This is a genomic window from Nocardia seriolae NBRC 15557 (genome assembly GCF_007990715.1).
Classification (GTDB): domain Bacteria; phylum Actinomycetota; class Actinomycetes; order Mycobacteriales; family Mycobacteriaceae; genus Nocardia; species Nocardia seriolae.
The window spans coordinates 20,244-45,391 of the sequence record NZ_BJWY01000022.1; the positions used below are offsets into that span (position 1 = coordinate 20,244).

Annotated in this window: 16 protein-coding genes and 1 tRNA gene; 8 read left to right on the forward strand and 9 right to left on the reverse strand. The window is 68.7% G+C overall.

The genetic code is table 11. From position 1 onward, the window contains the following. Window positions 1-285 precede the first annotated feature (285 nt). Window positions 286-549: an excalibur calcium-binding domain-containing protein gene (locus tag NS2_RS10055; protein ID WP_228102496.1), complete on the forward strand. Its 264-nt coding sequence runs from the start codon at window positions 286-288 to the stop codon at window positions 547-549. Between the two features lie 203 nt (window positions 550-752). Here the strand turns inward: NS2_RS10055 and NS2_RS10060 are convergent, their stop codons facing one another. Beyond that, on the reverse strand, window positions 753-977 hold the full coding sequence (locus tag NS2_RS10060; protein ID WP_033087196.1) for a DUF3618 domain-containing protein: 225 nt from the start codon (window positions 975-977) through the stop codon (window positions 753-755). Between the two features lie 160 nt (window positions 978-1,137). Here NS2_RS10060 and bcp point away from each other — a divergent pair, with 160 nt between their 5' ends. Next, window positions 1,138-1,611, forward strand: a complete 474-nt coding sequence (gene bcp, locus NS2_RS10065; RefSeq protein WP_033087197.1) for a thioredoxin-dependent thiol peroxidase — start codon at window positions 1,138-1,140, stop codon at window positions 1,609-1,611. 89 nt (window positions 1,612-1,700) lie between these two features. On the opposite strand, the gene NS2_RS10070 is transcribed toward bcp, so the two are convergent. Continuing rightward, entirely contained in the window at window positions 1,701-3,005 is a 1,305-nt protein-coding gene (locus tag NS2_RS10070) for a DUF7159 family protein (RefSeq protein ID WP_033087198.1), read from the reverse strand. Between the two features lie 411 nt (window positions 3,006-3,416). Here NS2_RS10070 and NS2_RS10075 point away from each other — a divergent pair, with 411 nt between their 5' ends. Next, a complete protein-coding gene (locus NS2_RS10075) occupies window positions 3,417-4,055 on the forward strand; it encodes a TetR/AcrR family transcriptional regulator (protein ID WP_228102965.1) in 639 nt (212 codons plus the stop codon). A 9-nt stretch (window positions 4,056-4,064) separates the two neighbouring features. Here NS2_RS10075 and acpS read toward each other — a convergent pair whose 3' ends face one another. Together acpS and NS2_RS10085 are read right to left on the reverse strand one after the other, a co-directional pair. After that, window positions 4,065-4,487 (reverse strand): holo-ACP synthase AcpS, encoded by a 423-nt coding sequence (acpS, locus tag NS2_RS10080; RefSeq protein WP_036545390.1) that lies wholly within the window; start codon window positions 4,485-4,487, stop codon window positions 4,065-4,067. Between the two features lie 186 nt (window positions 4,488-4,673). Further along, window positions 4,674-14,027 (reverse strand): type I polyketide synthase, encoded by a 9,354-nt coding sequence (locus NS2_RS10085; RefSeq protein WP_071811665.1) that lies wholly within the window; start codon window positions 14,025-14,027, stop codon window positions 4,674-4,676. A gap of 389 nt (window positions 14,028-14,416) precedes the next feature. Between NS2_RS10085 and NS2_RS10090 the strand changes: the two genes are divergently transcribed. The 4 genes from NS2_RS10090 (at window position 14,417) to NS2_RS10105 (ending at window position 18,060) form a co-directional block, all read left to right on the forward strand. Next, window positions 14,417-14,498, forward strand: a tRNA-Leu gene (locus NS2_RS10090). Between the two features lie 279 nt (window positions 14,499-14,777). After that, window positions 14,778-16,925 carry a hypothetical protein gene (locus NS2_RS10095; RefSeq protein ID WP_222594866.1) on the forward strand — a complete coding sequence of 716 codons (2,148 nt, stop codon included), beginning with the start codon at window positions 14,778-14,780 and terminating at the stop codon, window positions 16,923-16,925. A gap of 176 nt (window positions 16,926-17,101) precedes the next feature. Then, complete coding sequence (locus NS2_RS38195) at window positions 17,102-17,311, forward strand: PDDEXK family nuclease (protein WP_033087203.1); 210 nt, start codon at window positions 17,102-17,104, stop codon at window positions 17,309-17,311. 230 nt (window positions 17,312-17,541) lie between these two features. After that, window positions 17,542-18,060: a DUF8020 domain-containing protein gene (locus tag NS2_RS10105; RefSeq protein WP_033087204.1), complete on the forward strand. Its 519-nt coding sequence runs from the start codon at window positions 17,542-17,544 to the stop codon at window positions 18,058-18,060. Between the two features lie 225 nt (window positions 18,061-18,285). On the opposite strand, the gene NS2_RS10110 is transcribed toward NS2_RS10105, so the two are convergent. The 5 genes from NS2_RS10110 to NS2_RS35935 form a co-directional block, all read right to left on the reverse strand. Continuing rightward, window positions 18,286-19,227, reverse strand: a complete 942-nt coding sequence (locus tag NS2_RS10110; RefSeq protein ID WP_143161211.1) for a phthiocerol/phthiodiolone dimycocerosyl transferase family protein — start codon at window positions 19,225-19,227, stop codon at window positions 18,286-18,288. Continuing rightward, the gene (locus NS2_RS10115) at window positions 19,146-19,526 is read right to left on the reverse strand and encodes a hypothetical protein (protein WP_143161210.1); all 381 of its coding nucleotides are present in this window, start codon (window positions 19,524-19,526) and stop codon (window positions 19,146-19,148) included. The genes NS2_RS10110 and NS2_RS10115 overlap by 82 nt, the downstream gene beginning before the upstream one ends. A gap of 86 nt (window positions 19,527-19,612) precedes the next feature. Further along, entirely contained in the window at window positions 19,613-20,563 is a 951-nt protein-coding gene (locus tag NS2_RS10120) for a diacylglycerol/lipid kinase family protein (RefSeq protein ID WP_052086241.1), read from the reverse strand. Between the two features lie 134 nt (window positions 20,564-20,697). Beyond that, window positions 20,698-23,556: an AfsR/SARP family transcriptional regulator gene (locus tag NS2_RS10125; protein WP_158543957.1), complete on the reverse strand. Its 2,859-nt coding sequence runs from the start codon at window positions 23,554-23,556 to the stop codon at window positions 20,698-20,700. Window positions 23,557-24,184: 628 nt separating this feature from the next. Beyond that, entirely contained in the window at window positions 24,185-24,505 is a 321-nt protein-coding gene (locus tag NS2_RS35935) for a PIN domain-containing protein (protein ID WP_177327140.1), read from the reverse strand. Between the two features lie 32 nt (window positions 24,506-24,537). On the opposite strand from NS2_RS35935, the gene NS2_RS10135 reads away from it, so the two are divergent. Beyond that, window positions 24,538-24,951: a DUF4143 domain-containing protein gene (locus tag NS2_RS10135; protein ID WP_200885914.1), complete on the forward strand. Its 414-nt coding sequence runs from the start codon at window positions 24,538-24,540 to the stop codon at window positions 24,949-24,951. The last annotated feature ends 197 nt before the right edge of the window (window positions 24,952-25,148 follow it).

The following is a 25,148-nucleotide window of genomic DNA, read 5'->3' on the forward strand; positions in this document are numbered from 1 at the left end:
ACGGAAATCATCAATGCGCGAGCACACGCTTGTGGATGTACTCAGCCCGGCAGGACGAATGAGACACATTCCGGCAGAAGAGGTTCCGGCATTCGGGGCAAATCCCCTAATTAACCTGGATGGATAGCCCATCCGGTTGACAATGCAACGTTGCGCCAGAACACTCGACGCCGAGCCCGGACCGGTCACCGCGCCGCGACCGCGGGCCAGCTACCACCCTATTGCGCCGACATTGAGGAATACATGAACGTTCGCCGGCTTCTCGTCACCGCCAGCGTCGCGGGCTTGACGACCATCGCAGCCCAAACCGCCGTCGCCTCCGCCGACGTCCCCACCGGATCCTCGGGCACCGGTTCCTCCGCCATCGACACCGGCTCCGCCGCGACCGGTTCGGCGGGTCTGTCCCAGACCGGCTCCGCCGGCGGACCGACCTACGCCAACTGCGACCAGGCCCGCGCGGCCGGCGTCGCCCCGCTCTTCCGCGGACAGCCGGGCTACAGCCCCCACCTGGATCCCGACGGCACCGGCATGGCGTGCCCGACAGTTTGATTCGACGCTGACGCGCCGACTCGGTCGAAAGGGAGTTGATAGACAGGGGCTTCGCCCCTGCAACCCCGATGCATGAGGGCGGCCCCGGTCCACTCGGACCGGGGCCGCCCTCTTATTTCATACGAATGTGGCCCGGTCCTATCGGACCGGGCCACATTCGGCTTTGGGTGCAGGGGCTTGCCCCTGCCCGAGAGTCGGGAAACTCAGCGGCGGAAGATCTTCACGACGATCAGGGTGGCGACCAGTGCGCCCGCGCCGATGAGGCTGTACTTGATCTTCGGTTCGTTCAGCTTGGCCATCACCGAGTGCTTGGCATTGTCGGCCAGGCGCTGCGGGTCGGCGCGGACCGCGAGTTCGTCGAGGGTGCTTGCGAGCCGGTTGCGGGCGGCCTCGATCTCGCGCTCGATCGCCTCGGTGTCTCTCGCCACGTCACACTCCTGTTCTGGTAGCCGCGCTGGAAGGCGGCGCTGTCGTCTCGGGGTCGGTCGCGCGGACGCCTCCCGCGCACACGACAGGGAAGCGGGCGAGCCGACCTGCTCAGGAGTGTATCGCCAACACCGGCTCGAGCCCGTCGACTAGCGTGGCGGCATGACCGAGAATCACCGACTCAGTCCCGGCGACACCGCACCCGCCTTCACGCTCCCCGACGCCGACGGCAAGGACGTCTCGCTGTCGGACTATCGCGGCCGCAAGGTGATCGTCTACTTCTACCCGGCCGCCAGCACCCCCGGCTGCACCAAGCAGGCCTGCGACTTCCGCGACAACCTGGCCGAACTCGAGGGCGCGGGCATCGAAGTGGTCGGAATCTCCCCCGACAAGCCGGTCAAGCTGGCCAAGTTCCGCGACACCGAACAGCTCACCTTCCCGCTGCTGTCCGACCCGGACAAGGAGGTGCTCGGCGCCTACGGGGCCTTCGGCGAGAAGATGATGTACGGCAAGAAGGTCACCGGCGTCATCCGCTCCACCTTCCTGGTCGACGAGAACGGCAAGATCGAGGTCGCCCAGTACAACGTGAAGGCCACCGGCCACGTCGCCAAGCTCCGCCGCGACCTGTCGGTCTGACCGGGGCATAACTTCCCGAGGTCCGAAAACGCGGAATCCCGGCCCTGATTCGGGGGCCGGGATTCGAGCGACATGCGTCGGGACGACCGCTACACCTTCGGCATCAGCTGCGCGGCCCACTGGAGCATCATGCGCCAGTGGTTGTCCCACCAGGAGGAGAACTCGGGGCTACCTAATGGGGGTGGCGCGAGTTCGCCGGGGAACAGGCCGGATTCGGTCGGGGAACCGACCGCGTGGGTGGGGGCCGGGATGATCGACTCCGGGCTCGCGGCCACCTCCGGCTCGGGCTGCGACTTGATCAGCGGCCGGGGGGGCGTGCCGTGGCGCGAGGGCTCGGAGTGCGGACCCCAGTTGAGGGTGGCGGGATCGATGGTCACCACATCGCCCGGCTGCAATTCGGGCTGCGGCTGTTCCGTGCTCGGCGCGACCGCGTCGGTCGGCACCGGACCGGGCAGCCCGTCCACAACCGCACCGGCCGAACCGCTCTCGGGCGCGACCGAATCGCCGACCGGATGCTCGCCCCCGGTGCGTGCGTCGGCCGAGACCCGGGAATCGATGAGGATCGGCTGCGGCACCTTCTTGGAATCGCTGCCCGCCGCGTACACCCCGCCCGCCACCAGACCGCCCGCCAGCACACTCGCCGCCGCGAACAGCGCCGCGGTGCCCCGCGCCCGGCGGATGCGCTCGGCCGCCTCGCCCGCGAACTCGGCCTCCGGCAGCGCCGCCAGCGCCGCGCCGATGGCCGGTGCGGCCGCCGCGACCCCGCACGGGATGACCGGCGCGCCGAACCCCGACTCCAGCGCCGCCACCACGGCGGATTCGGTTGCGGCCGAACCGATCAGCACCACCGCGTCCGGCTTCACCCCGGCCGCGTCGAATTGATCCCAGGCAGCGGTCACCGCGGTGCGCATGGTCTCCTCGGTGCGCATGGTCTCCCCGGCGCTGCCGCCACCGGCCAGCGTCACTGCGGCCAGCACCCGGCCCCGGTCCGGCGAGATGAGCGAGAACGCCTGGAAGCCCGGCACCACCTCGCAGATGGCGAGGTCCTCGAATTCGTCGACCCAGGTCATGGCGCGCGCCACCGCGAGATGCGCGGCCTTGGCCGACACCAGCGAGGCGTCGTGCCACGGGCCCGCGGCCAGCTTGGTCACGATGGCCCGCCGCTCGGCGGCATCCCGGTAGGCCACGGCCGCGCCGAGGATCTCCCGATCCGCGCCGATCCGGTCGGCGATGTCCTCCAGCACCGACTCCACCGCGACGGCCAAGTCGGCCTTGGTGTCTCCCGCGATCGGAGCGACGCGCTCGAGCACCACGCGCTCGGTCAACTTGTCACCCGCGTCGGTGAGGGCCACGGCGCGCACGGTGCCGCGCTCGGTGGCGACGCCGATGGTCACCGCAGAACGAACAGGAGCAGAAGCAACCACAATCAGCCTTCCAACGTCGACGTGCTGGCGATGTGAACTACGGAGCGAAATCAGAGCTCGGCACCAGCCCTTCGGGCCGGGCTTCGGGCCGAGCTCCCCCGAGTGCGGGTCCGGGGGCACGGCCCCCGGGATCCCCTCATCCGGGGTTCGAAAGGGGCCTGGCCCCTCTCAGCAGAGATCCGCAGCTGAGACGCAGCTGCGATGGGTCTTCGGCGCCGAAGGCGGCGTGGATGGGTGCTATGCGATGACACACGAAGTACCGCAGCGTGTCATGCGCGTGTCGCTACCCGTAGGCTGTTCAGCGTGGAAGCACGCACGGGAACCAGGTCGACGCGACGACCGGACCCTGCGTTGGAGCTGCAGGACGACCCCCAGGAGCTGATGCCCCGTCGCCGCCCGACGCAGGAACGATCAAAACGAAAGTTCGACGCCCTGTTGCAGGCCTCCCGGGAGTGGTTGGTCGAGGTCGGCTTCGAATCGTTCACCTGCGAAGAGGTCGCGGCCCGCGCGGAAGTGCCGATCGGCACCCTCTACCAGTTCTTCGCCAATAAGTACGTCATCGTCTGCGAGCTGAATCGCCAAGACCTGGTGGCGGTTTCGCAGGAGCTGGCCGACTTCCACGGCGAGATCCCGTCCATGGACTGGCTGCGGCACATGACCCAGCTGGTCGATCACCTGGCGGATCTGTGGATGACCGACCCGTCGCGGCGCGAGGTGTGGCTGGCCATGCAGTCCACGCCCTCCACCCGGGCGACCGGGGCGATCCACGAAAAGGAGTTCGCCGAGGCGGTTTCGCAGATGCTGCGCCCGCTCATGCCGCGCACCCCGCGCGGGCGGCGCTCGATGATGGCGCAGGTGCTGGTGCACGTCGTGTACTCGATGCTGAACTTCTCGGTGCAGGACGGGCTGGCCCATGAGGACGCCGTCGCCGAGCTCAAGCGCCTCATGGTGGCGTATCTGCTGATCGCGGAGAAGGAATCGCGCTCCGGCGGGCAGCGGACCACCTTCGATCCGGAGTAGACCCCGGGCTCAGTCGCGCATCACATCGGCGATTTCGCCCGGGTCCTCGAGCACCACCATCGCGGCGGCCGTGTCGCCATCGTGGGTGAGCGACAGGTGCACCCGCACCCGGGGCAGGAATTCCGCTGTCAGCCCGTGCAATTTGATGCTGGGCCGTCCCCAGGCGTCGTTCACGACCTCGATGAGCGGGTAGGGGTTGTCGCCGATCTGCGGGCTGCGAGCGAAGCGAGACGACGCCCACGCCTTGATGACCGCCTCCTTCGCGGCCCAGCGGACGGCGTAGCTCCGGGCCGGATCGGTGCCCTTGCTTTGGCAATAGCGCCGTTCCGCGGCGGTGAAACTCTCCCGGAGCATGGTGGTTCCGGTGCGTTCCATTTGCTCGGCGAACTCGGAGATGGAAACCAAGTCCAGGCCGATACCCAGGATCGTCACAGTGCGGGACTCCTAGATTCCTTGTTGGTGCAGTCGAATTGGCTGCGAACATACCAGCGGACCTACGGCACCGTAGGCGCCGCGCATGGAACAGCGGGCTCGCGTCGCACGACGCGAGCCCGCTGTGTCTGACCCGCCGGGGGCTACATTCCGGCGGGCCCGTTCATTACGGGCAGGCAGAGCCCTTTACTGGCAGGCAGGGCCTTTCGGCACGGCGACGTAGACCGCGTCGCTGCCCAGGCGGGCCTGCTGCGACAGCAGCACATCGGCCTCGAGCTGCCGGGACTTCTTGGCCGGGGTGCCGTCGCCACCGAGGCGGCGGTCGGCGGGCCGCTCGTAGAGCGGGGCCCCGCCGCACATGGCCTCGGCGAAGCGCTGGCGGCCCGCGAGCTGACGCTCTTCGGCCTTGCGCTGGTACGCCTCCCGCTGCTCGGCGTCGGCGATGGCCTCGACGAACGCCTGCGGGTGCACGATGGCGACCAGACCGGACACATGGCCGAAGCCGAGCGAGGTGACCAGACCGGCCTTGAGCGGCAGGCGATCTCCCACGTTCAGCGTCTCGCGCAGCCACACCAGGTGCGGGTACTGCGCCATCTTCTCGTCCACGCAGTCCAGGCTGCGGTTGGGCGGAATCACGCCCTGGGCCAGCACCTGGCACAGGCCGATCATCTGGAAGGCCGCCGCGCCGCCCTTGGCGTGGCCGGTGAGGGCCTTCTGCGAAACCACGAACAGCGGAGCGCCTTCGGAGCGGCCCAGCGAGGTGGCGAGGCGCTCGTGCAGCTCGGACTCGTTGGGATCGTTTGCGGCGGTGGAGGTGTCGTGCTTGGACACCACCGCGATCTCGTCGGGGGCGACGCCGAGCTTGCGGAGTTCCTTGGCCAGCTTGGACTCCGGGCCACCGCGACCCGCACCCAGGGCACCCAGGCCGGGGGCCGGGATCGAGGTGTGCACGCCGTCGGCGAAGGACTGCGCGTAGGCGACGACACCCAGCACCGGCAGGCCCATCTCGAGCGCCACCGAGCCGCGGGCGAGGAGAACCGTTCCGCCACCCTGCGATTCAACGAAGCCGCCGCGGCGACGGTCGTTGGCGCGGGAGAAGTAACGGTCGCTGATGCCCTTGGCGTACATGGCGGCCGAATCCGCGGTGGCCGACATGTCGCCGAAGCCCACGATGCCCTCGATGCCGAGATCGTCGTAGCCACCGGCGACCACCAGATCGGCCTTGCCGAGCTTGATCTTGTCCACGCCCTCCTCGACGGAGACCGCCGCGGTCGCACACGCCGCGACCGGGTGGATCATGCCGCCGTAGGAGCCGACGTAGCTCTGCACGACGTGCGCCAGCGCGACGTTGGGCAGCGCCTCCTGGAGGATGTCGTTGGGCCGCGACTCGCCGAGCAGGTTGTCGATGTAGAGCGAGCGCATCGACGACATGCCGCCCATACCGGTGCCCTGGGTGTTGGCCACCATGGCCGGGTGCACCCAGCTCATCAGCTCGGCCGGGCTGAAGCCGGAGCTCAGGAACGCGTCCACGGTGCAGACGATGTTCCACAGCGCCACCCGGTCGATGGAGCCCGCCATATCGGCGGAGATGCCCCAGCGGGTGGGGTCCCAGCCGGTGGGGATCTGACCGCCGACGGTGCGCGACAGCCTGGCCTTGCGCGGCACGCGAATCTCGGTGCCCGCCTTGCGGATCACCTGCCAGTCGCCAGTGCCCTCGATCGGGGTGACGACCGTCTGCTCCGGGTTGGCGGAGTAGAAGGCGCGCGCCTCGGCCTCGCTGTTGACCACGAAGGTGAGGTCGTCGTCGAGGAACACCGAGGTGAGCAGCGGGGCCGCGTTGTCGATCATGGCACCGTCGTCGCCGTAGCGGCGCACGCCGCAGCGCTCCACCACGGTGTCGTGGTAACGATCGGCCAGCTCGGATTCCTCGACGTACTCACCGGATTCGGTGTCGTACCAGCCGGGCTTGGGGTCGTTCTCCCAGGTGACCAGGCCGGTGGTCCAGGCCAGCTCGAGCACGCCCGCGGCGGAGAGCTGATCGGAGACCTCGATCTCGAAGCGGGTGCGCGCCGAGCCGTAGGGGCCGAGCTCGCCCGCGCCGACGATGACGACCATGTCGTCGAGATCGGCGGTGACCGAACCCCATTCGAGGGTAGGCAGCTCGGAGGACATGGTCGGCGGGGCGGGCAGCGCCGAAATAGTGTTGGCGTCAACACCTTCCGACTCCTCGGCCGCGGCGGCCTCGGCCTGCTCGCGCGCCTCCCGGGCCAGTTCCGGCAGATCCAGCTTGGCTCCGGCGAGGCCGCCGGTCAGGTCGATCTGCTGCGGTCCGGCCGCGGTCACCACGCGGGCCCGCGAGGTGCACCACTTGAGCAGCTCGTCGGCCATCTGCAGGGTGGACCAGGTGTGCACGCCCGCCTTCTCGACGGCCTCGACCAGCGGGTCGTTGCCGCCCATGAGGCCGGTGCCGCGCACCCAGCCGATCAGCGCGTGCACCAGGGTGACCCGCTCCGACCAGGACTTCTCCGCGCGCCACTTGGCGACGATGGCATCCAGGGCGGCCTTGGACTCGCCGTAGGCGCCGTCACCGCCGAACATGCCGCGGTTGGGCGAACCCGGCAGCACCACATGCAGTTTCGCGTCCACGTCGTGGTCCGCGCCGATCTTGGACAGGCCGCCGATGAGGCGCTCCACCGACCACAGCAGGACCCGCATCTCCATTTCGGCGCGGGCGCCGGCGTCGGAGAGGTCACCGGCCACGCGGGGCGCGGCGAACGGGAGCAGCAGCGTGGGGGTCATCGCCTCCTTGACGAGAACCTTCGCGCCACCGGCATTGTCGACCTGCTCGTTGCCGACCCACTCGATGAGGGCGTCGATGTCGCTGTAGGAGGCCATGTTCGCGGGGACCACCCAGAGGGCGGCGCCGTTGCGGGCGTTGTCGCGGTAGAGCTGCTTGTAGAAGCCCAGGCGGTCGTCGTCCAGCTTGGAGGTGGTGACCACGACCGTGGCACCGCCCGCGAGCAGTCGGCCGGTGGCCGCCGCCGCGATGGAACCCTTGCTGGCGCCGGTGATCACGGCGATGTCGGAGGACCAGATGCCCGGCTCCGCGGCGGACACGGCGGCCTCGGCGATCGCGCCGTAGACCCCGGCCAGCACCGAGCGGGCCTCCTTCATGGCCCGGTTGCGCCACCAGTTGGCCTGGGCCGCAACGGCTTCACCGGCACCGTAGTAGCCGTCCACCTCGGGCTCGACCGGCAGCGAGCCGTCGTTGCCGAACCACAGGCGGGCCAGATCCTCACGGGCGCTTGCCCACCGGTCGTCGATGAGCACGGCCTTGCGGGCATCGAAGGCGGGCGCGACGAGACGCGGCCAGTCCGAACCCAATTCGGCCGAGACCAGGTCCACCAGGGTGTCCTCGGTGGCCTCCGGCGCGGACGCCTGCTCGGCGTGGCCGAGGGATTCCAGGATCACGCGGGCGGCCTGCGCCAGCACGCCGTCGCGGCCGGTGATCTGCTCGGTGAACTCGCCCAGCGCGGCCGCGTCGACGGTCGCGCCGCCACCGCCGCCGACGGAGGGCATGGAGACCGCGACTCCGCGGCGCGCGGCCACGGCCTGCACGGCGGCATCGATGGCGGCGTCCACGGACGCGGCGTCCGAAAGTCCGCCGGAGACCAGGCCGCCCAGGTCGCCGCCGCGAACGGAAGCGCCCTCACGGGTGCCGAGGGAGACTTCGGCGGTGACGTGGCTGGCCCAGCCGTCGCCCAGGCCCCAGACCTTCTTGACGCGCTCGCCGATGGCGGCCGGGCGCTTGCCCGACGGGCCGAAGACCTTGCGCAGGTGGTCGCCGATGGCGTCGGAGAGCACCGAGCCGAACGGCTTGTAGGTGCGGGCCAGACGCTCGACCGTGCCGGACAGCGCGCCCATGTCGGCGTCGGCGGCACCGTCGATGGCACCGAGCGAGAGCTCCGCGCCGAGGTCGACGAGCAGCTGGTTGCGGCGCGAGGAGACGCCGTCGCACAGGCCCTCGATGGTGTCCACCGGGCCGATCTGGTCCATGCGCAGCTTGGTCCACAGCGCGATGAGCACGCGGGTGGCGTCGGCGGCGGAGAACGAGATGTCGTCCGGGGTGGGGCCACCGGTCGGCACGGCCCCGGGGGCCGGGGCGGCGGCAGCGGCGGGGGCCGTTGCGGCACTTGCGGTTTCGGCGGGAGTCTCCTCCGGCTCCTCCACCGGCGCGGGGTCGGTGTCGGTCGAGTAGACGATGCCGCGCTCACGCTCGATGTTGAGCACCTCGACCACCGCGCTGCCGAACTGCGGCAGCTTCAGCGTGTTCGACGCCAGGTTCGCCACGGTCGGCGTGGCGGCCAAACCGATTTCGACGAACCGCTCGACGCCGACGCCACCGTGCTCGACATCGGTGAACAGCAGGTCCTGGGTCTCGATCCAGCGCACCGGGCTGGCGAACTGCCAGGCCAGCAGCTCGACCAGGACCACGCGGCACAGCTCGACCTCCTTGGCGGCCCACTCGTCCCAGTTGGCCAGCACCTCCGCGAGGGGCTCGGACGGCACCAGGTCCGCGATCTCCTGGATGTAGTCACGCTCCAGGTTGAACAGGCGGGGCACCAGGTTCGGGATGTAGCGGCCGATGAGCAGGCTCGGGTCCAGGTCCTGCGGCAGCAGATCCAGCAGCTTGCCGCGGAACTCCGGCACGCCGGCGCGCAGCACGGTGGAGTGGAACGGCACGTCGATGCCCGGAATGAGCACGAACGCGCGCTTGCCGCCGGTTTCGGCCCGCAGCCGCTCGATTTCGGTCTCGAGCGCCTCGCAGCCCTTCACGGTGCCCGCGATGGCGTACTGCGCGCCACGCAGGTTCAGGTTGACGACCTCGAGGAACTCCCCGGCCTGCTCGCCGATGCCCTTGACCCAGTCGATGACCTGGTCGTCGGCAATGCCGATCTGCGAGGGGCGGATGGCGCACATGCGATAGTCGCTGCGGCCCTGGGCATCCCGGGGCACCAGCTCGTGCATGGCCGAACCGCGCTGGAACACGACCTCGAGCACCGCGTTCAGCGGCAGCACGCCCGCGGCGGCGGACAGCGCGTTGTACTCACCGACCGAGTGGCCCGCGAGCATCGCACCCTCGATGAAGGCACCGGCCTCACGCAGCTCCGCGACCTGAGCCACACCGAGAGTCGCCATGGCGACCTGGGTGAACTGGGTCAGGTGCAGCACGCCCTGCGGGTGGCGGTATTCGACGCCGCGCGCCTTCAGATAGGTCGGGTTGTCGCGCACCACCGCCAGAATCGAGAAGCCCAGGGCCTCGCGGGTGTGCTTGTCGGCACGGTCCCAGATGTCCTTGGCGGCCTTGGAACGAGTGCGGGCGTCCAGACCCATCCCCTTGGCCTGAATGCCCTGTCCGGGGAAGGCGTAGACCGTCTTCGACGGCGCGATGCGGCCGGTGGCGGTCATCACCAGGTTGCCGTCGATGCGGCAGGAGACCTCGACGATCTCCGAACCGTGGTCCACCGCAACGCGTTCCACGCGCACGTCGACCGGCGAGCCCAGCCGGACCATGCCCAGGAAGCGGGTGGTCCAGGCGGTGATGGTGCGCGGGGGCACCTTGTCGCTCAGGTCGATGGCCGAGACCGCGTGCTGAGCGGCGGCCGAGAGCCACATGCCGTGCACGATCGGGTTGCCCAGACCGGCCAGCTTCGCGGCATTCTCGGAGGTGTGGATCGGGTTGAAGTCGCCCGAGACCTGCGCGAAGGCGCCCATGGCGCGCGGGGCGACCAAGGCGACGTCGCGGCGGCGGCGACGCGGGGTATCGGAGGCATCCTCGGACAGCGATCCGGCGGCGCGCGGCGGGTCGGACAGCTCGGCGGAACCGGTGCGGCCGCGAATGGCGAAGCGCTCCACCAGTTTCGCGACGGGCGGGGTGTCCAGGCCGTGGTCGCGCATGACACCGACGGCGACCTTGACCTCGACCACGCGGCCCAGATCGGTGTCGAGGACCTCGGCGGATTCGGCGCGGACCGCGAGCACGGCGTGCTCGGCGGGCAGCTCGCCCAGCAGCTCGATCTGGTGATCCAGGTGGACCAGGTCCAGCATGCCCTCGATGACGGACTGCTCATCGGCGGTGCGGGTCGCGCCCAGGACCGCGAAAACGGCGGGCCAGCAAGCGCCCACGAGCACGTCGGGGACGGTGCGGCCGATGGTGGACAGCGAGTCCGGCAGGCCGGAGCCGGTGACACCGGCGTGGTCGGCGATGAGGTCCGGGCTCCAGGCCAGGTTGACGTGCGCGACCTGCGCGCCGTCGATGGTCTTGACCTCGGGCAGCGACTTGCCCGCGGCGACGGCCAGCAGCGCCGACATCGCGGCGGAGGCGTCGTCCTCGGTAATGACCGGCGCGCCACCGTTGTACACGGAGACCGGGACGGTGATGCGGATCTTGACGGCGTCCTTGCCGAGCAACGGGACGGCCAATTCCACGTAGGCGGAATCGGTTTCGGTGCCCTCGGTGGCGGACAGGGTCGCGCCGGTGCGCGGGTGCTTGGCGCCCTTGCCGTTCATCTCCCACTCGTCCAGGTTGCCCAGGCGGTGGATGGGGTTGACGGTGGTGCGTCCGGCCCACTGCACGTCCGGTGCGGCGAGCACGATGTCGAGCAGGCCGTCGGCCACCTCGGCGCGGCGGCGGCCGTCCACGGCGGCCGGGACGATGCCCGCGCGCACCAGGGAGAAGGCGGTGTTCTGCTCGAAGCGGTCCAGGAGCTCACCGACCGGCTCGTCCACGCGGGTGATGCCCGCGACGGCGACGGTGCCGGGGATGATGCACACCTGGTCGGCGGTGTAGCGCGGATCGTGGGCCTGCCACAGCGAATCCGAGCGCCACCAGCGGCGCACGTCCTGGTCGACGACCGGGACGAAGTTGACCGGCTTGCCGGGGATCTTGCACAGGCTCACGAAGAACGGGACGTCGGCGGGGTGCAGGACGGTGTTCGCGGCGGTCGGGTACTGCTCCTTCAGGGTGCAGATAGCCTTGACCGGGGTCTCGAACGCGGTGTCCTCGGCGAAAAGCGTTGCGATCTCGCCGCGGTCGGCCGGGTTGAGGCGGGATTCGGTGCGGCGCACCATTTCCGCGAACCGGTCGCGCCAGGTGATGTCGAGCCACACCGAGCGGGTGGCGTCGGCGATGGCATCGGAGAAGTCGCCGCCGCAGTCGAAGTCCTTGCGGCGGTCCAGATCAGGGTGGGTCTGGGGCAGAGAGGCTGCCAGCTCGACGTAGCGCTCCAGCCACTCCAGGTAGGTCATGGTGGCGGCGTCGCCGAAGTAGGGCTTGGCGGTGCCATTGAGCGCGGCGATGATCTCCTCGCGACGCTCGGCCACGGCGTCCGCGTCTCCGGCGACCTCGTCCAGCAGGCGGCCGGTGCGGGAGGCGGCATTGTCGATCTCGTGGATGTCCGCGCCCAATTGGCTACGGCCGGAAGCCATTCCGCCGCTCGCGGTGCCCGCGCCGACCCAGTCGGGGGTGCCGGGGGTGTCGACGAGCAGCTGTTTGACCTCGGGGGCGGTGGTGGCCTCGAGGGTGGCCATGGCGGCGGTGCCGACCAGCACGCCGTCGAGGGGCATGGCCGGGTAGCCGTGCTGCTGCGACCATTCGCCGGTCAGGTATTCGGTGGCGCGCTCGGGCGAGCCGATGCCGCCGCCGACGCAGACGATCACATTGTCGCGGCCGCGCAGCTCGGCGTAGGTCTCGAGCAGCAGGTCGTCGAGGTCCTCCCAGGAGTGGTGGCCGCCGGCCTTGCCGCCCTCGATGTGCATGATGACCGGGTAGCCGGGGACCGAGTCCGCGATGCGCAGCACGGCGCGGATCTGCGCGACGGTGCCGGGCTTGAAGGCCACGTGGCTGATGCCGACCTCGGTCAGCTCCTCGATGAGGGCAACGGCCTCTTCGAGTTCCGGGATGCCGGCGGTGACGATGACGCCGTCCAGCGGGGCCCCGGCGGAGCGGGCCTTCTGCACGATGCGCTTGCCACCCAGCTGCAGCTTCCACAGGTACGGGTCCAGGAACAGCGAGTTGAACTGCACGGCGCGGCCCGGGTGCAGCAGGCTCTTGAGCTCCTCGACGCGGTCGGCGAAGATCTGCTCGGTGACCTGGCCGCCACCGGCCAGCTCGGCCCAGTGGCCCGCATTGGCCGCGGCCGCAACGATTTTCGCGTCGACCGTGGTGGGGGTCATGCCCGCCAGCAGGATCGGCGACCGGCCGGTCAGCTTGGTGAACGCGGTCTCGACCACGATGCGGCCGTTGGGCAGGCGAATCGGCTTGGGGGCGAACTCGCCCCAGGCCGGGGCGACCTCGGGGGCCGCGCCGGGGGTGAACAGGCTGCGCTGGCCCGGGCGGGTGGAGGCGGCGAGCACGCCGACGCCGGTGCCCTTGAGCGAGCCGGAGGTGAGGCGGGACAGCAGGTCTCCGGGACCGAGGTCCAGGATCCACTGCGCGCCTTGGCCGACGGTCTCGTCGACGATGGCGACCCAGTCGATCGGGTCGACCAGTACTTCCTGGGTGAGGGCGGCGGCCAGCTCGGCGTCCAGGCCGCACTGCTGGGCCCAGCCCTTGACCAGCTCGACGGTCTCCTGCAGCGCCGGGTGGTGGAAGGCCACCTCGACCGGGATGTCCTCGAAGACCGGGGCGAACACCGAACCGCCGCGCTTCTTGGCCTCGCGCTCCTTGGCCTGCTCGGCATTGATCTCGGCGGCGCGCTGGCGCACGCGATCCAGCTGGGCGACCGGGCCGCTCAGCACGGCGCGACGGCGGCCGTTGCGGATGGACAGCACGGCGGCCTTCTCGGCGGCGACACCGTTCATAACCTCGGCGACAACGGCTTTCAGCGCCTCGGGGTCGACATTGGAGACCGCGACCATCGGGGACTTCTCCCCCACCGGCAGCAAACCGCGGCGGCGCGCGACCAAACCGGCCGCAGCACCGATCAATTGGGCCACCGCGAGCAGTTCGGCATCGCGCTGCCCGTGTTCCTCGGCGGCGGTGGCGGCGATCCGGCCCTGCGAGTGGCCGATGACGGCGGCGGGCGCGTGCGCGACGATGTCCAGCCCCTGCAGGCGCAGCGCGCGCAGCGCGGCGATCTGGGTCAGGAACACACCGGGCATGGAGACGGCGGCGGAGCGCAACACCTGCGCTGACGGCGCTCCCGACACCTCCCCCTGCTCCGGATCGGCGATCTCTTCTTCCAGCATCCACGCGACCGGGTCGAACCCGACCGGCCGGACGACCAGCAGCTGGGAGGCGACCGGCTCCAGCTTGGCGGCCGCCTCGTTGACCAGCGCGGTCAGCTCCGGCTCGAGCGCCGAATCGCGCCCGATCTCCTCGAGCTCACTGAGCCACTGCGCGCCCTGCCCGCCGAATGCGAGAGCGTACGGCGCGCCCCCCAGCAACCGGTCCAGCAGCGACGACCTGACCCCACTCTCCCGTGACTTCCCCGCCGCCCTGGCCTTCGATCCGGTCCCGGTGCTCTCGTTGATCGTCAAGACAATCGACTTCCTTCTCCTGGCGACCCTCATCCACAGGACTGGGCCGCGCTCACGGTGCGCAGGTATCCCCTCGGCCCGCAGGCCCTGGTAGACGCCGAGGATTCCACAAAATCATGAGGCTCTCCTCATGTTTGCCCCTCGCCCAACCCACTACCCCCGAGTATTTCCGTACGTCAGTACCAGAATGTTCCGAAACATGACCCTCCCTCATGTTTGAACCCGCTGGTGAGTCCGGTTGCACCCGCGAAGGAAATGTGAGCCCCCCTCACGTTGTGTGTTATCAAATCGTTATAACACCAGGTAAGGTTACCGCCCAGTACGCCACGCCCTCCCGGTGCTTCGCGATCCCCGTTAGACCCGGTAAAGTTTGGACGGTCGTACCGTTAGCGCGAGTGGCGAAATTGGCATACGCGCCAGATTTAGGTTCTGGTGTCCTCGGACGTGCGGGTTCAAGTCCCGCCTCGCGCACAAAGATGTTGTGCTGCACCATCTTTCACCACCAAGCTTGCTAAATCAGCAGTGAGGCAACAACTTCCGCCGCTTCGAGCCCTCAGGCGCGGTTGCGCTCGGCACGCGGGCGCGCAGGGGCTCGGTGAGCTGCCGAGGGAATCACTCAGTTAACCTGTCGCAATCCTTGTCTCTGGCCGGGACGGCGCGACCGATCCAGCGGCACCGCTACGGGCCGCGCGCGATGATCCGGTCAGGTTCATCCAACGCGAGTTCGCAGAGGCGCCCTCGTTCGAGCGTGTGCTCGTCATACTCGTCGACTCGATTAGCATCGCCCTGCACGCATTCCCGACAACAAGGACTGTGAACCCACTGATGCGCACCTACTTCGAGCCCGAGGACGGCGAAGCGTTCGAAGTGGCCAAGGATCTGCTGATCCGACGATGCACGGCCCGGGCAAGCGACCGGGGTCACTCGCTCGATCCGTTCGCGATGGCCGCCGCCCTGGACTTCCGCCACCACGGCATCGATGGGCGGCTGGGTGACTGGACCAGCGACTTGGTCGCGGAATTCCTGCTGTCGTACGTGCCGCGGACGCTGTCGATCAGTGCGCGGGACGCGGCCGGGCTGCCGGAAACCCTGCGCCTGCTCCTCGACTACCTGCGCGCGACCGGGCTGGCCGATCCCACCGGCGATCCGCTGACCGACCTCGAGGCCGCCATCACGAAGGCCGCCGCCGAGTTCCCTGCGGCCATGACCGACGAACGCAACTTCGGTCCGGCCAAATTCTGGGTGATGACCGCCATCGGTCACGGTGTCGATCCCACCGACGGCGCCGCCATGGGGAGGTTCCTCGACGACGCCGACGCGGGCCGAATCGACTATGACGATGCAGTTCTCACCCACATCGCCACTCGCCACGCCCGCGAGAGCCTGGACCGGCCCGACCGTGCGATGCCCCAGCTTCCCGTATCGCTTCCGGCCGAAGACGAACTCGCTGCGGCCGCCGAGCACACCCGGGTAGTCGGTCGGTTACGTGCGCTGACCGACTGGGTTGGCGACGGTCGAGCGCTCACCGCGACCGGCAACGTCAAACTCGCCGACGCCCGCGAACTGGCGACCCTGCTGAACTCCGGCGACACCTTCGACCCTCGGATCGGCGAGCAGGTCTTTCGCACCAAGAGCAGCACCGAACTGGTCGGCCTCACTCGCCTGATCGAGCTGGCCAAGACGCTCCGCCTCGTCCGGGTGGTCAAGAACAGGTTGGTACGCGTGGCCAAGAACGCGCCACTGCTGCGCGACGGGCTCGCGCTGTGGACAGCCGCGTTCGACGCGCTGCCCACCCCGGACATCCTCATAGCACCGAACTCGTGGTCGCCCGACCACACCCGGATGCTCGACAGCGTCCTCGACCAGGTGCTGCCCGACGTGCTCAACACCGTATACGGGCTGCCCGAGCCGATGCCGGTGATCCGGCTGGCCGAAAGCGTCTGGTCGGCCTGCACCCACATGTTCTACCTCGACGCACTCGGTCCCGAGGCCACCCTGCGATGGCGCAAAGGAATAGGCGCGGATCTGCGGCGACTGCTCGGCCAACTGGTCGAGTTCGGCGCGGCCGAGCTGACCGTCGGCCGACCCGATCCGATGTTCCTTTCCGATCTGGACCCCGACCGGCAGCCTGACCCCGACGACCCCGCGTCACTGCCGCCCGACGTCCAGGACCGATTGCGCACCGCGCTGGCCCCCGACGCCGAACACGTCGAGCTGATTTCGCTCACGCCGCTGGCGACCCGGGCGGTGCGCGCCCGCATGCTCCGCGAAGGCCGTCACGCCCCGCTGGTAGGCGAACTGACCCATGCCGAACCCGCCCAACTGCTGGGCACGATCGCCGAGCACTACAGCGCCGAAGCGGCCGAAGCGGAAATCGGTCGGTGGCTGACCGCGCACGGCGGCCTGGAACACGGACTGCCCCGGCTGCTGGACGGAGTGCGCGACTGCCCTTTCCGCACCCGCGCGGGCGCAATGCTCGACGTGCTGACCCAAACTCTTCCCGACCGATCCGCCTTCCTGCACCGGTTACGCGCGGACACGCAACTCGGCCCGATCGCGACGCTGATGCTGATCGACAGCGGCGAGATCAGCCTCGGCGAGCTCGACCCGGAGGAAGGACTGCGCACGATGGCCGAGCAGTTCATCACCCTGCTCGAGGTCGGCGGCGCCGACGCCGTGACCGGCGCCCTCGCCGAGCTCCCAGCGGACCAGGTGCGCGACATGGTGGCGGCGATGCTCGACTCCGGCCATCCCGACCGCATCGGCCTCGACGAACTGCATACCCTGGCCGACGCCCAGCTCACCGACCGACGGCCCGGTCATGCCGCGGTGCATCCGCTGGCACGGGCACCTCGATCCAGCCGTCGGCACAGCAAACGAAAAGGACGCCGCCGCTGATCATCCCGCCGTTGGTCCGCGCCTCCCGTCGATCCGCCCAATGGTCTCGGCGCGCTGTCCCGGGCGTTCGGCCTCACGACAGGATTTCCGATCTGCGGCATCGCGGCCTCGGCCTGCCGGCCACAGCCGCGGCGGGCATAGAATCCAGCCACGTCAAAACCGACCGGCTCGAGAAGATGAGCGAATACGCCGCCGCCGGAATCCCCTGGTACTGGCTCGTCAGCGTGTCCGATACCGAAGTGACCTCCATCGAGACCTACGGCCTCGACCACAGCGTCGGTCACTACCGCCTCGCCCGAACTCTCAAGCCCGGCACCGGTTTCGCTGTCGACCTGCCCGTGCGAATCCAGATCGATTGGGAACAACTCACCGACCTGGTTCTCTGATCGGGGCCATCGGACACTGATCACACCGCAGGCCGAGTACGGATCTACAGCACCGAAAACTCCGGTACGTCGCGCCAGGTTTTGGTACCGATCGGTTTGATTTGTGCTAGCGATAGCCGAGTTACCGATCTGAGTGTGTGTCCCCGATTCACGGAGGCGCCGGAGCGGAAGCGTCGGCGCTCCATCCCGAATGAGAGGCGTGCGCATGCAGTTCAGGAAAATTTGCCGCGATGTCGATGCTGACCATCGCCGCCACCGTCGTCACGGCCGCCACCGCCCATGGTGAGGCGGAACGGCCGCTGGTGGTGGGCGGTCAGGATCACGGGCTGGCCTACACCTCGACGCTGTCCGATGACCACCAGGGCGTGGTCACGCATTTGAGCGCGGGCAAATTCGAGATGTCGGCGGACGAGTCCCTGGTGACGGTCTCGGCTCCGGACGGCACGGTGGTCGAGCAGATTCCGACCGATTACGAGCTCGGCGGCTACCCGGTGCGACTGCGCGCCGAGGTGGGTGAGGACGGCAGCACCCTCACCGTCTGGCCGACCGACAGCCGCGGCCCGGTCAGCGAGACCACCTACAACGACGGTGTGCGTGAGATCGCCCAGACCCAACTCAAGGACATCGGCGTCATCGGCTGCATCGCCGGTGGCGCGGTCGGCGCCGGCCTCTTCGGAGTCGTCGGCACGGTGATCGGACTGGTCGCCGGTGCCGTCATCGGTTGTGTCGTGGGCTTCTTCGTGATCTGACGCGCACCCGGTGCTGCGGCGCCGCTGCGTGTCGATCGAGGCCACCGCGGATCACCGCGGTGGCCTCGCTGCGCCGCCGACGCCGAACACGCTGAACCACCGGTGGTGTCGTGGCACGGGATCACACCGGATCGGTGCGGGTTCAGGTGGTTATCGCAGCGCTTCGTCGAGTGCTTCCGATTCCGGCGCCCTCAGGCGTCCGGGTTCGATCAGCTCCGGGTCCGGTCAGCTCCGGTGGGCAAGGCCATGGATCAGCATTTTCAGGTTGGCCGCTATGGTGCGGCGCAGTTCGGTGATCCGCGAGTATTGATGGGTGGACTCGGAGTAAGCGAACTCGATGTTCAGCCGGCCCTGGAAGGTGTAGACGAAATAGCTGATCTCCGGCAGGGAGTCGCCGGTGACGAACCCGCGAAAGTCCACTACTCGCATGCCTTTCGGGAAGTCCAGTGCCGGAACCACTCCCCAGTTGGTGATGATGTTCGCCGCGTAGTCGCGCGCGCCGTTCTCGGGGATCCGGGAGGCGGCCAGCATGGTTGTCAACGCCGTCCCGCTGTCGATGCTGTGCACGATCTGGGCCTTCACCTCTTTGGCGAAGATATGGAGATCGGTGTCGGGTCCGCAGCGGGTGACGGTGGGCGCGCATCCGAGGCCGTTGGTGGTGTCGGAGGGGTGTGTGGGCGGCTGCAGGTGCGGACGCAAGTCGACGGCATGCCCGATGACCATCGGTAGCTCGTCTGCGGTTGCGGCGCCGGATGTTTCACCGATCACGGCTCGTTCGGCCCGGATGATCGCCGCGCTGAGCAGTGCGTACAGCGTCGTTCCCTGCGCCCTCGCGTGGTGCAGCAGTGTGGTGGTGTCGGTGTCGGACAGCGCGATCCGTTGGTCGGGCGCCACGCGCAGACCCGGTCGGCCGTGCGTTTCCGACGGCGCGAAGCTGTACAGGCCGGTCAGATCGGGCATGGCCGGCTCGGGGACAGCGATGCCGCGTTCGGCGAGCAGGTCCTCCAGGCTGCGTGGGAAGGCGGGCACGGGAGTGGGGATCGCGGTGGTCGCGCCGAGAGTCGCTGCCGTCCGCCAGAGTTCGGTCAGGAGTTCGAATCCCATGTGGGCGTCATTGATGGCGTGGGATACGTGCAGCGCGACGGCTGTGGTCGTGTGGTCGCGCACGATCTCCAGTTTCGCCAGGAGTACTGCGGGGTCGATGCGCCGAGACCGGTGGCGAGCCAGTCGGACACGCTGGCGTGCACTGTCTCGGTGGCGTCGTTGCCGTGGTCGGGAATGCGGAGATGACAGTCGCCGTCGATGAATTCGACTCTTCCGCTCAGCATCGGATATCGGCGGCAGGTGAGTGCGAAGGCCCGCCGCAGCAGGTCGGCATCGACCTCGCCGGTGCAGATCGCCACATACGATACGGTGAGTTTGGTCGGCACGAAACTGCGGTCGATGGTGCCCAGCCGAAATCTCATGCTCTTCTCCTTCGGGTTGTGATGCATGGCTTCGCCTGTACGGCAAAGAATTTCGAACGAGATCGGTGTTCGTGAACGGTGCGGGCTCAGGGCACCAGAATGGACTGGCCCGCGGGAACGGCCCGGACGGTCACCGGCAGTGCGCTCAGCGGTGCACCGTTGACGATCGCGTGCACCTCGGGGCAGTGCACCGATACCACCGCGGCCCGGTAATAGGCGACGGCGCGATGAGAGATCGCCCGTCCGGCGGCCAGCATGGTGAGCAGGCAGGTCGCCTCCATACGATTCACGGCCCCGATCACGGTGACGTCGAGCAGACCGTCGTCGAGCCGCGCGTCCGGGCAGATCAACTTGCCTCCGCAGACACGGGTATTGCCGACCGCCACCATCAGCGCTTCCGTTTCGATTACTGTCGGCGCGGAAAGGTTTCCGCCGCAAGACAATTCGATGCGGAATGGACGAGCGGTACCGCTGGCGAGCTCGATCAGCGAGGTATGGCGGGAGGGGAACCAGCTCCGATTCGTGCGGTCGGCGATCCGGGTATCGGTGCCGGCATACAAGACCGTGGCGAACCAGGTACGGCCCGTGGCGACTCGTGATCCCGGTGCGGTGTCCACAACGCCCACGTCGATCTCGCGGCGGTTCCCCGCCAGGACGACATCGGCGGCCGCCTGCGGGTCGCCCAACGGGATGCCGAGTTCGGCGGCGAGGTCGTCACGCTGTCCGGTCGGCAGTATGCCGAGCGGCACCCCGGTGGCTGATATCGCTTGCAGCACCAGCGATATCAGCTCGTCGCCGCCCGCGCAGACGATGGCGTCCGGGCGGTCGGGCCTGCTCAGGCGTCGGCGCACCAGTTCGATCGTCGTCTCGGGGGTGGTGCCGCGCAGCCGCCGCACCCGGACACCGCGGGCGGCGAGGTGGTGCGCTGCCGTGACCGCTGTACGCAGCCCTCGCCCCCCGGCCGTGCACGGATTCCCGATCACGTCAACGGATTCGATGCCGGTGACGGCGGGAATGGGGACGGAGGCGAGAGTCATGGCGTGTTGCTCCGATCGGACCGTGGAACGTGGTGTCGCGTTCGATCCTGTGCGAGCTGCTCGAGCAATCGTTGAGCCACGAATGAACGACCCGTCCGACCTGGCGTAATGGCCTGGGCCGTCCCGGGTTCGGGTCACACCCGGTCGGGCCTGCCCGCAGTGGCGGTTCGGGTGGAGCACACGACGTCGATTCTTTTCGACGGCTGGGGTTCTCGCCCGCTTCGCGCGGTCAACTCGTCGATCTGCGCGCGCACCCGATGAGACTCCTCGATGCGCCCCTGTCCGGCCAGCGCGCTCGCCCGACAACGCAGCGCCTGTTCACGCCGAAACGGGTCCGCCGCCTCGGTGAGGACCGAGACGGCTTCGGCCGCAGCCGATTCGGCGATATCGAGGCGTCCGCAGTACAGGCTGATCTCCGCCAGCCGATACAGGGCCCACCCCAGCAGGAGCCGGCGCCCATGTGCACGGGCCGCTCGCACCGCATCCTCACACATCGACACCGCCCGCTCGGGGTCGTCGTCGCGCATCAGGACGACCCGGGCCAGCTGACAACGCGCCAGCGAGTCGAAGGCCGCGCCACCGAGCCGTGCCGCCAATCGCACGGCTCGCTCGGCGACCTCGGTGGCATGATCCCATTGCGCGGCGTCGCCGTACCGATCGGCGAGGGTCGCGCATGCCCAGCCCTCCCACGCCGGGTCGTCCAGTTCGTGGAAGATCTCGACTGCCGCGGCCATGTGGGCGATCGCTTCGGGTTCGCGACCAAGGCTCAGCGCGGCGGCCCCCAGCACGTGTTCGACGAAGCCCAGTAGCAGACTGTTTCCGCTCGGGCGCAACGCCTTCCGTGCCGGTTCGAGCACGGCGACGGCCTCGTCTCCGCGGCTCAGATCCAATGCGAACACCAGCCCGAGCGTCGCACGGGCCCGCAGTTCCGTATCCCGGTCGTCATATCGTTGGGCAACCGACAGCAGTCGCCGCAGAGCGTCCGCCAACTGCCCGGATTGGGCCGAGGGATCAATGCACTCGCTGATCAGCATCGCCACGTCCACGCTCGACGACACCAATGCCGGATGGTCCGCGGCGATCTGGCGATGCAGGGCGATCAGCGTCGTGCGTTCGCCGTCCAGCCACGCGTGTGCGTCGGTCTCGGAGACGATGGCTTCGCCGGGATGCGTCGTCGCCCGGACATAGTCGAGTCGATGACCCGGATAGCGTTGGCGGACTATGTTTTTCGCCGTCGCCAGGTAGTAGTCCAGCAGCCGCGACAGCACTTGCTCCCGGTCGATGTCCGGGACGATCGTGTGGGCGAACAATCGCAGCAGGTCGTGGTAACTGTAGCGATCGGTTCCGACGGACTGCAGCAGTCCGAGATCGACCAGGGACTCGCAGACTTGCACTGCCGCAGCGATATCGACACCCAGGATCGAAGCCGCCGCCGTGACCGACAGGTCCGGCACCGCCGGGACCGCCAGCGCCACGAACGTTCGTGCGGTCACAGCGGGAAGATTCCGGTACCCGAAGTTGAAGCAGGCATCGACGGCGAGGTCGCCGCAACGCAGCTCCGAGAGGCGATGCCGTTCGTCGGCCAGCCGCTGCGCCACGGCGGCGATGCTCCAATGCGGGCGCGTCACCAGCCGGGCACCGATGATCCTGATCGCGAGCGGCAGCCGGCCGCAGGCGGCGATCACCGCGTCGGTGGCCTCGGGTTCGGCGGCCGTTCGCCGCGCACCGATGATCCGTCCCAGCAAGTTTCGCGCTTCGGCGGCGGACAGGACGCCGAGTCGGTGGTACGCGGCGTCCGGTAGCGGCAGCACCGCTCGGCTGGTGACCAGGACCGCGCAGCCGGGCCCGCTCGGCAGCAAAGGTCTCACCTGATCCAGGGTGCCCGCATTGTCGAGCACCATCAGCATGCGCCGGTCGGCGAGCAGGCTGCGCAGCAGTGCCGCCCGCTCGGGCTCGGTGGGTGGAATGTCGCTGTCCGCCACCGCCAATGCCCGCAGGAGAGCGCCCAGGACTCCGACCGGCTCGGCAGGTCGCTCATCCACGCCGTGCAGATCTGCGTAGAGCTGACCGTCCGGGAAACGGTCCCTGATCTCGAGCGCGACATGAGTGGCCAGCGTCGTCTTGCCGACACCGCCCATACCGGTGATCACCACGACGGGCGGGGTGAGCTCGGCAGGCGTCAACGCCTCACTCAGTTCTCGCACCAATGCCTCGCGGCCGGTGAAATCGGCGATACCCCTGGGCAATTGAGCCGGTCGGACACCCTCGCGGCGGCCGACGCTGTACACGGGACGCGCCACGGGCGATGGCAGATCGTCCTCGAGGATGCGCCGGTGCAGTTCGGCCCGCTCCGGGCCGGGGTCGATGCCGAGCTCGTCGACCAGCAGGCGGCGGGTGTCGGCATAGACCGCCAGTGCCTCGCCACGCCGCCCGCAGCGATACAGCGCCGTCATCCGCAAGCCCCGCAAGCGCTCCCGCAAGGGGAACTCGTCACTGGCCGCGGACAGTTCGTCTATCACCTGTTCATGACGACCCAGTCGCAGGTCGACATCGAGCCGCGACTCCAGTAGCGCCGCTCGCAGTTCCGACAAGCGCCGCCGCTGATCCGCCGCCAGCGGACCCGGCACGCCGGCCAGCACTTCCCCTTGCCACAACGACAACGCTTCGGCGAGCAGCTTCCGGGCCTGCTCGAAATCCCCTGCGGCCCTGGCATCCTCGGCAGCGGTGGCGAGGGAGTGCGCCTGGAAGGCATCGATCGAGTCGCGCGGAACCCGCAACTCGTATCCGTCGCCGACCGAGACGAGCACCGAAGCCGCACCACGCTGAATACGCTCCGGTTCAACAAGTTTCCGCAACAGCAGCGCATGCGACCGCAGCGAGCCGACCGCGTTGCCGGGCAGCTCTTCCCCCCACACCGCATCCACCAGCTGTGCCGCGGTCAACGGTCTCCCGCCCGCGAACAACAACGCGGCGAGCACAGCCTGGGTTCGCATACGCCCCGACGCCAACGTCAGGCCACCGCGCCGAACCGTGACACGGCCCAGCACCTTGAAACTCAATTCAGCGACATCCATCGGCTTCTCTCAGCGGAACATGGGATCACCCGATCTTATGTGCTCGATTTCAACCCGATCCCAGCCGACCCGCACGCTCGGCGACGACATGGACGATGGCATCCACTCCCGGCCGGTACCGGGAATCCGGCCGGTGACGACATGACGACCGGCGTCGCCGCTACCAGCAGGACCAGCGGCCGCTTGACCCACCCCCACGGTTCGTGCAGGGCGGCCGGCGGTGGGGGGTCGAATTCGTCATGGACGGACCATGAGAATCACCCATCAACGGCGAATGCCCCGCGATGAACAGCCGATCAACAACACCACGCGCTCATGGCTGCGATCTCCGTTCACTCTGTACCGAGTACATCGGTGCCGCATGTGTAGCGTCCCCGAGCATCCTGTCGGTGATGGTCCCGAGCTCGCCGGTCGCTGGGTTGAACGCTTTCCCGTTGCCTTGCGGCAGGACCAGTTCACCCTTGTCGTTGTATGCCGAACCGATCACCTGCTGGGTGTCGACGGTGCCGTCCGGGTTCGGCTGCGAGAGCTCGCCGTCTCATCTGGTTCAGGCTCTCCGGCGGATTCGGTCTTCCGTGGCTACTGCGGTGCCGTGAAGATCAGGATCTTCCTGCGGGCGATTTGCCTCGGGTGCGTGGCGTGCGACGGTCGCGAAGTCGTTGTCGTCGCGCAGCACAGTCAACCCGTGGTGTGCGGCAGTCGCGGCGATGATGAGATCGATCGCTGAGGCGATGCGATGTTCGCCTGCCCGCGACATCCGATACTGCGTCGCCGCAACCCATCGATCGGCGTGCTCGGGAACTGTGACATCGGGATACAGGTCGGAGCAGATCATCGACGACATTGTCGGCAGATCATCGGCGTGCATGTCGGCAGATCATCGGCGTGATTGTCGGCAGATTGTCGTCGAATCAGTTGGTCTTCACCGACGCCGGTCTTGCTGCACATCTGCTGACCGGCATCACCAACGACGCCGTGATCGGCAGCCTCGTCGAAACCTTCGTCCTGGGCGAACTCACCCGTCAACTCACCTGGAGCCACACCATGGCCCAATTGCACCACTACCGCGACCGCGACGGCTACGAGGTCGACGCCATCCTCGAGGACAACGCCGGGCGCATCATCGGCATCGAAGTCAAAGCCGCCGAAACCGTGCGCACCGACGACTTCCGCGCCCTCCGTATCCTGCAACGCCGCCTCGGCGATCGCTTCCACGCAGGCTACGTCCTCTACTGCGGCGACCAGCAACTCCCATTCGGCGACCGACTGGCATGCCTTCCCATCAGCACACTGTGGAGCACGCCCGCACCGTAACCAGAGCTCCGCCAAGGGAACCTGATGCCCTGCGATTTCGCGTATTCCAGTGCCCATGAACACGAGCCCCCGGCTCGTGGACCGGGTTTACGTGTTGAAGTCCCGCCTCGCGCACCACTTGAACACGCACTTGTGCCACCCGTGGCACGGGAGCGGGTTCGGGATGTCCTGCCGAAACCGGGCGGAGTTGATTCGTT

Excerpts from the sequence above, each read along its gene's own strand:
- bcp (WP_033087197.1), top strand. The coding sequence starts at position 1,138 with ATGACCGAGAATCACCGACTCAGTCCCGGCGACACCGCACCCGCCTTC.
- NS2_RS10075 (WP_228102965.1), top strand. The coding sequence starts at position 3,417 with ATGCCCCGTCGCCGCCCGACGCAGGAACGATCAAAACGAAAGTTCGAC.
- NS2_RS38195 (WP_033087203.1), top strand. The coding sequence starts at position 17,102 with ATGAGCGAATACGCCGCCGCCGGAATCCCCTGGTACTGGCTCGTCAGC.
- NS2_RS10105 (WP_033087204.1), top strand. The coding sequence starts at position 17,542 with ATGTCGATGCTGACCATCGCCGCCACCGTCGTCACGGCCGCCACCGCC.
- NS2_RS10115 (WP_143161210.1), bottom strand. The coding sequence starts at position 19,526 with ATGAGATTTCGGCTGGGCACCATCGACCGCAGTTTCGTGCCGACCAAA.
- NS2_RS10120 (WP_052086241.1), bottom strand. The coding sequence starts at position 20,563 with ATGACTCTCGCCTCCGTCCCCATTCCCGCCGTCACCGGCATCGAATCC.
- NS2_RS10125 (WP_158543957.1), bottom strand. The coding sequence starts at position 23,556 with ATGCGAACCCAGGCTGTGCTCGCCGCGTTGTTGTTCGCGGGCGGGAGA.
- NS2_RS35935 (WP_177327140.1), bottom strand. The coding sequence starts at position 24,505 with ATGCACGCCGATGATCTGCCGACAATGTCGTCGATGATCTGCTCCGAC.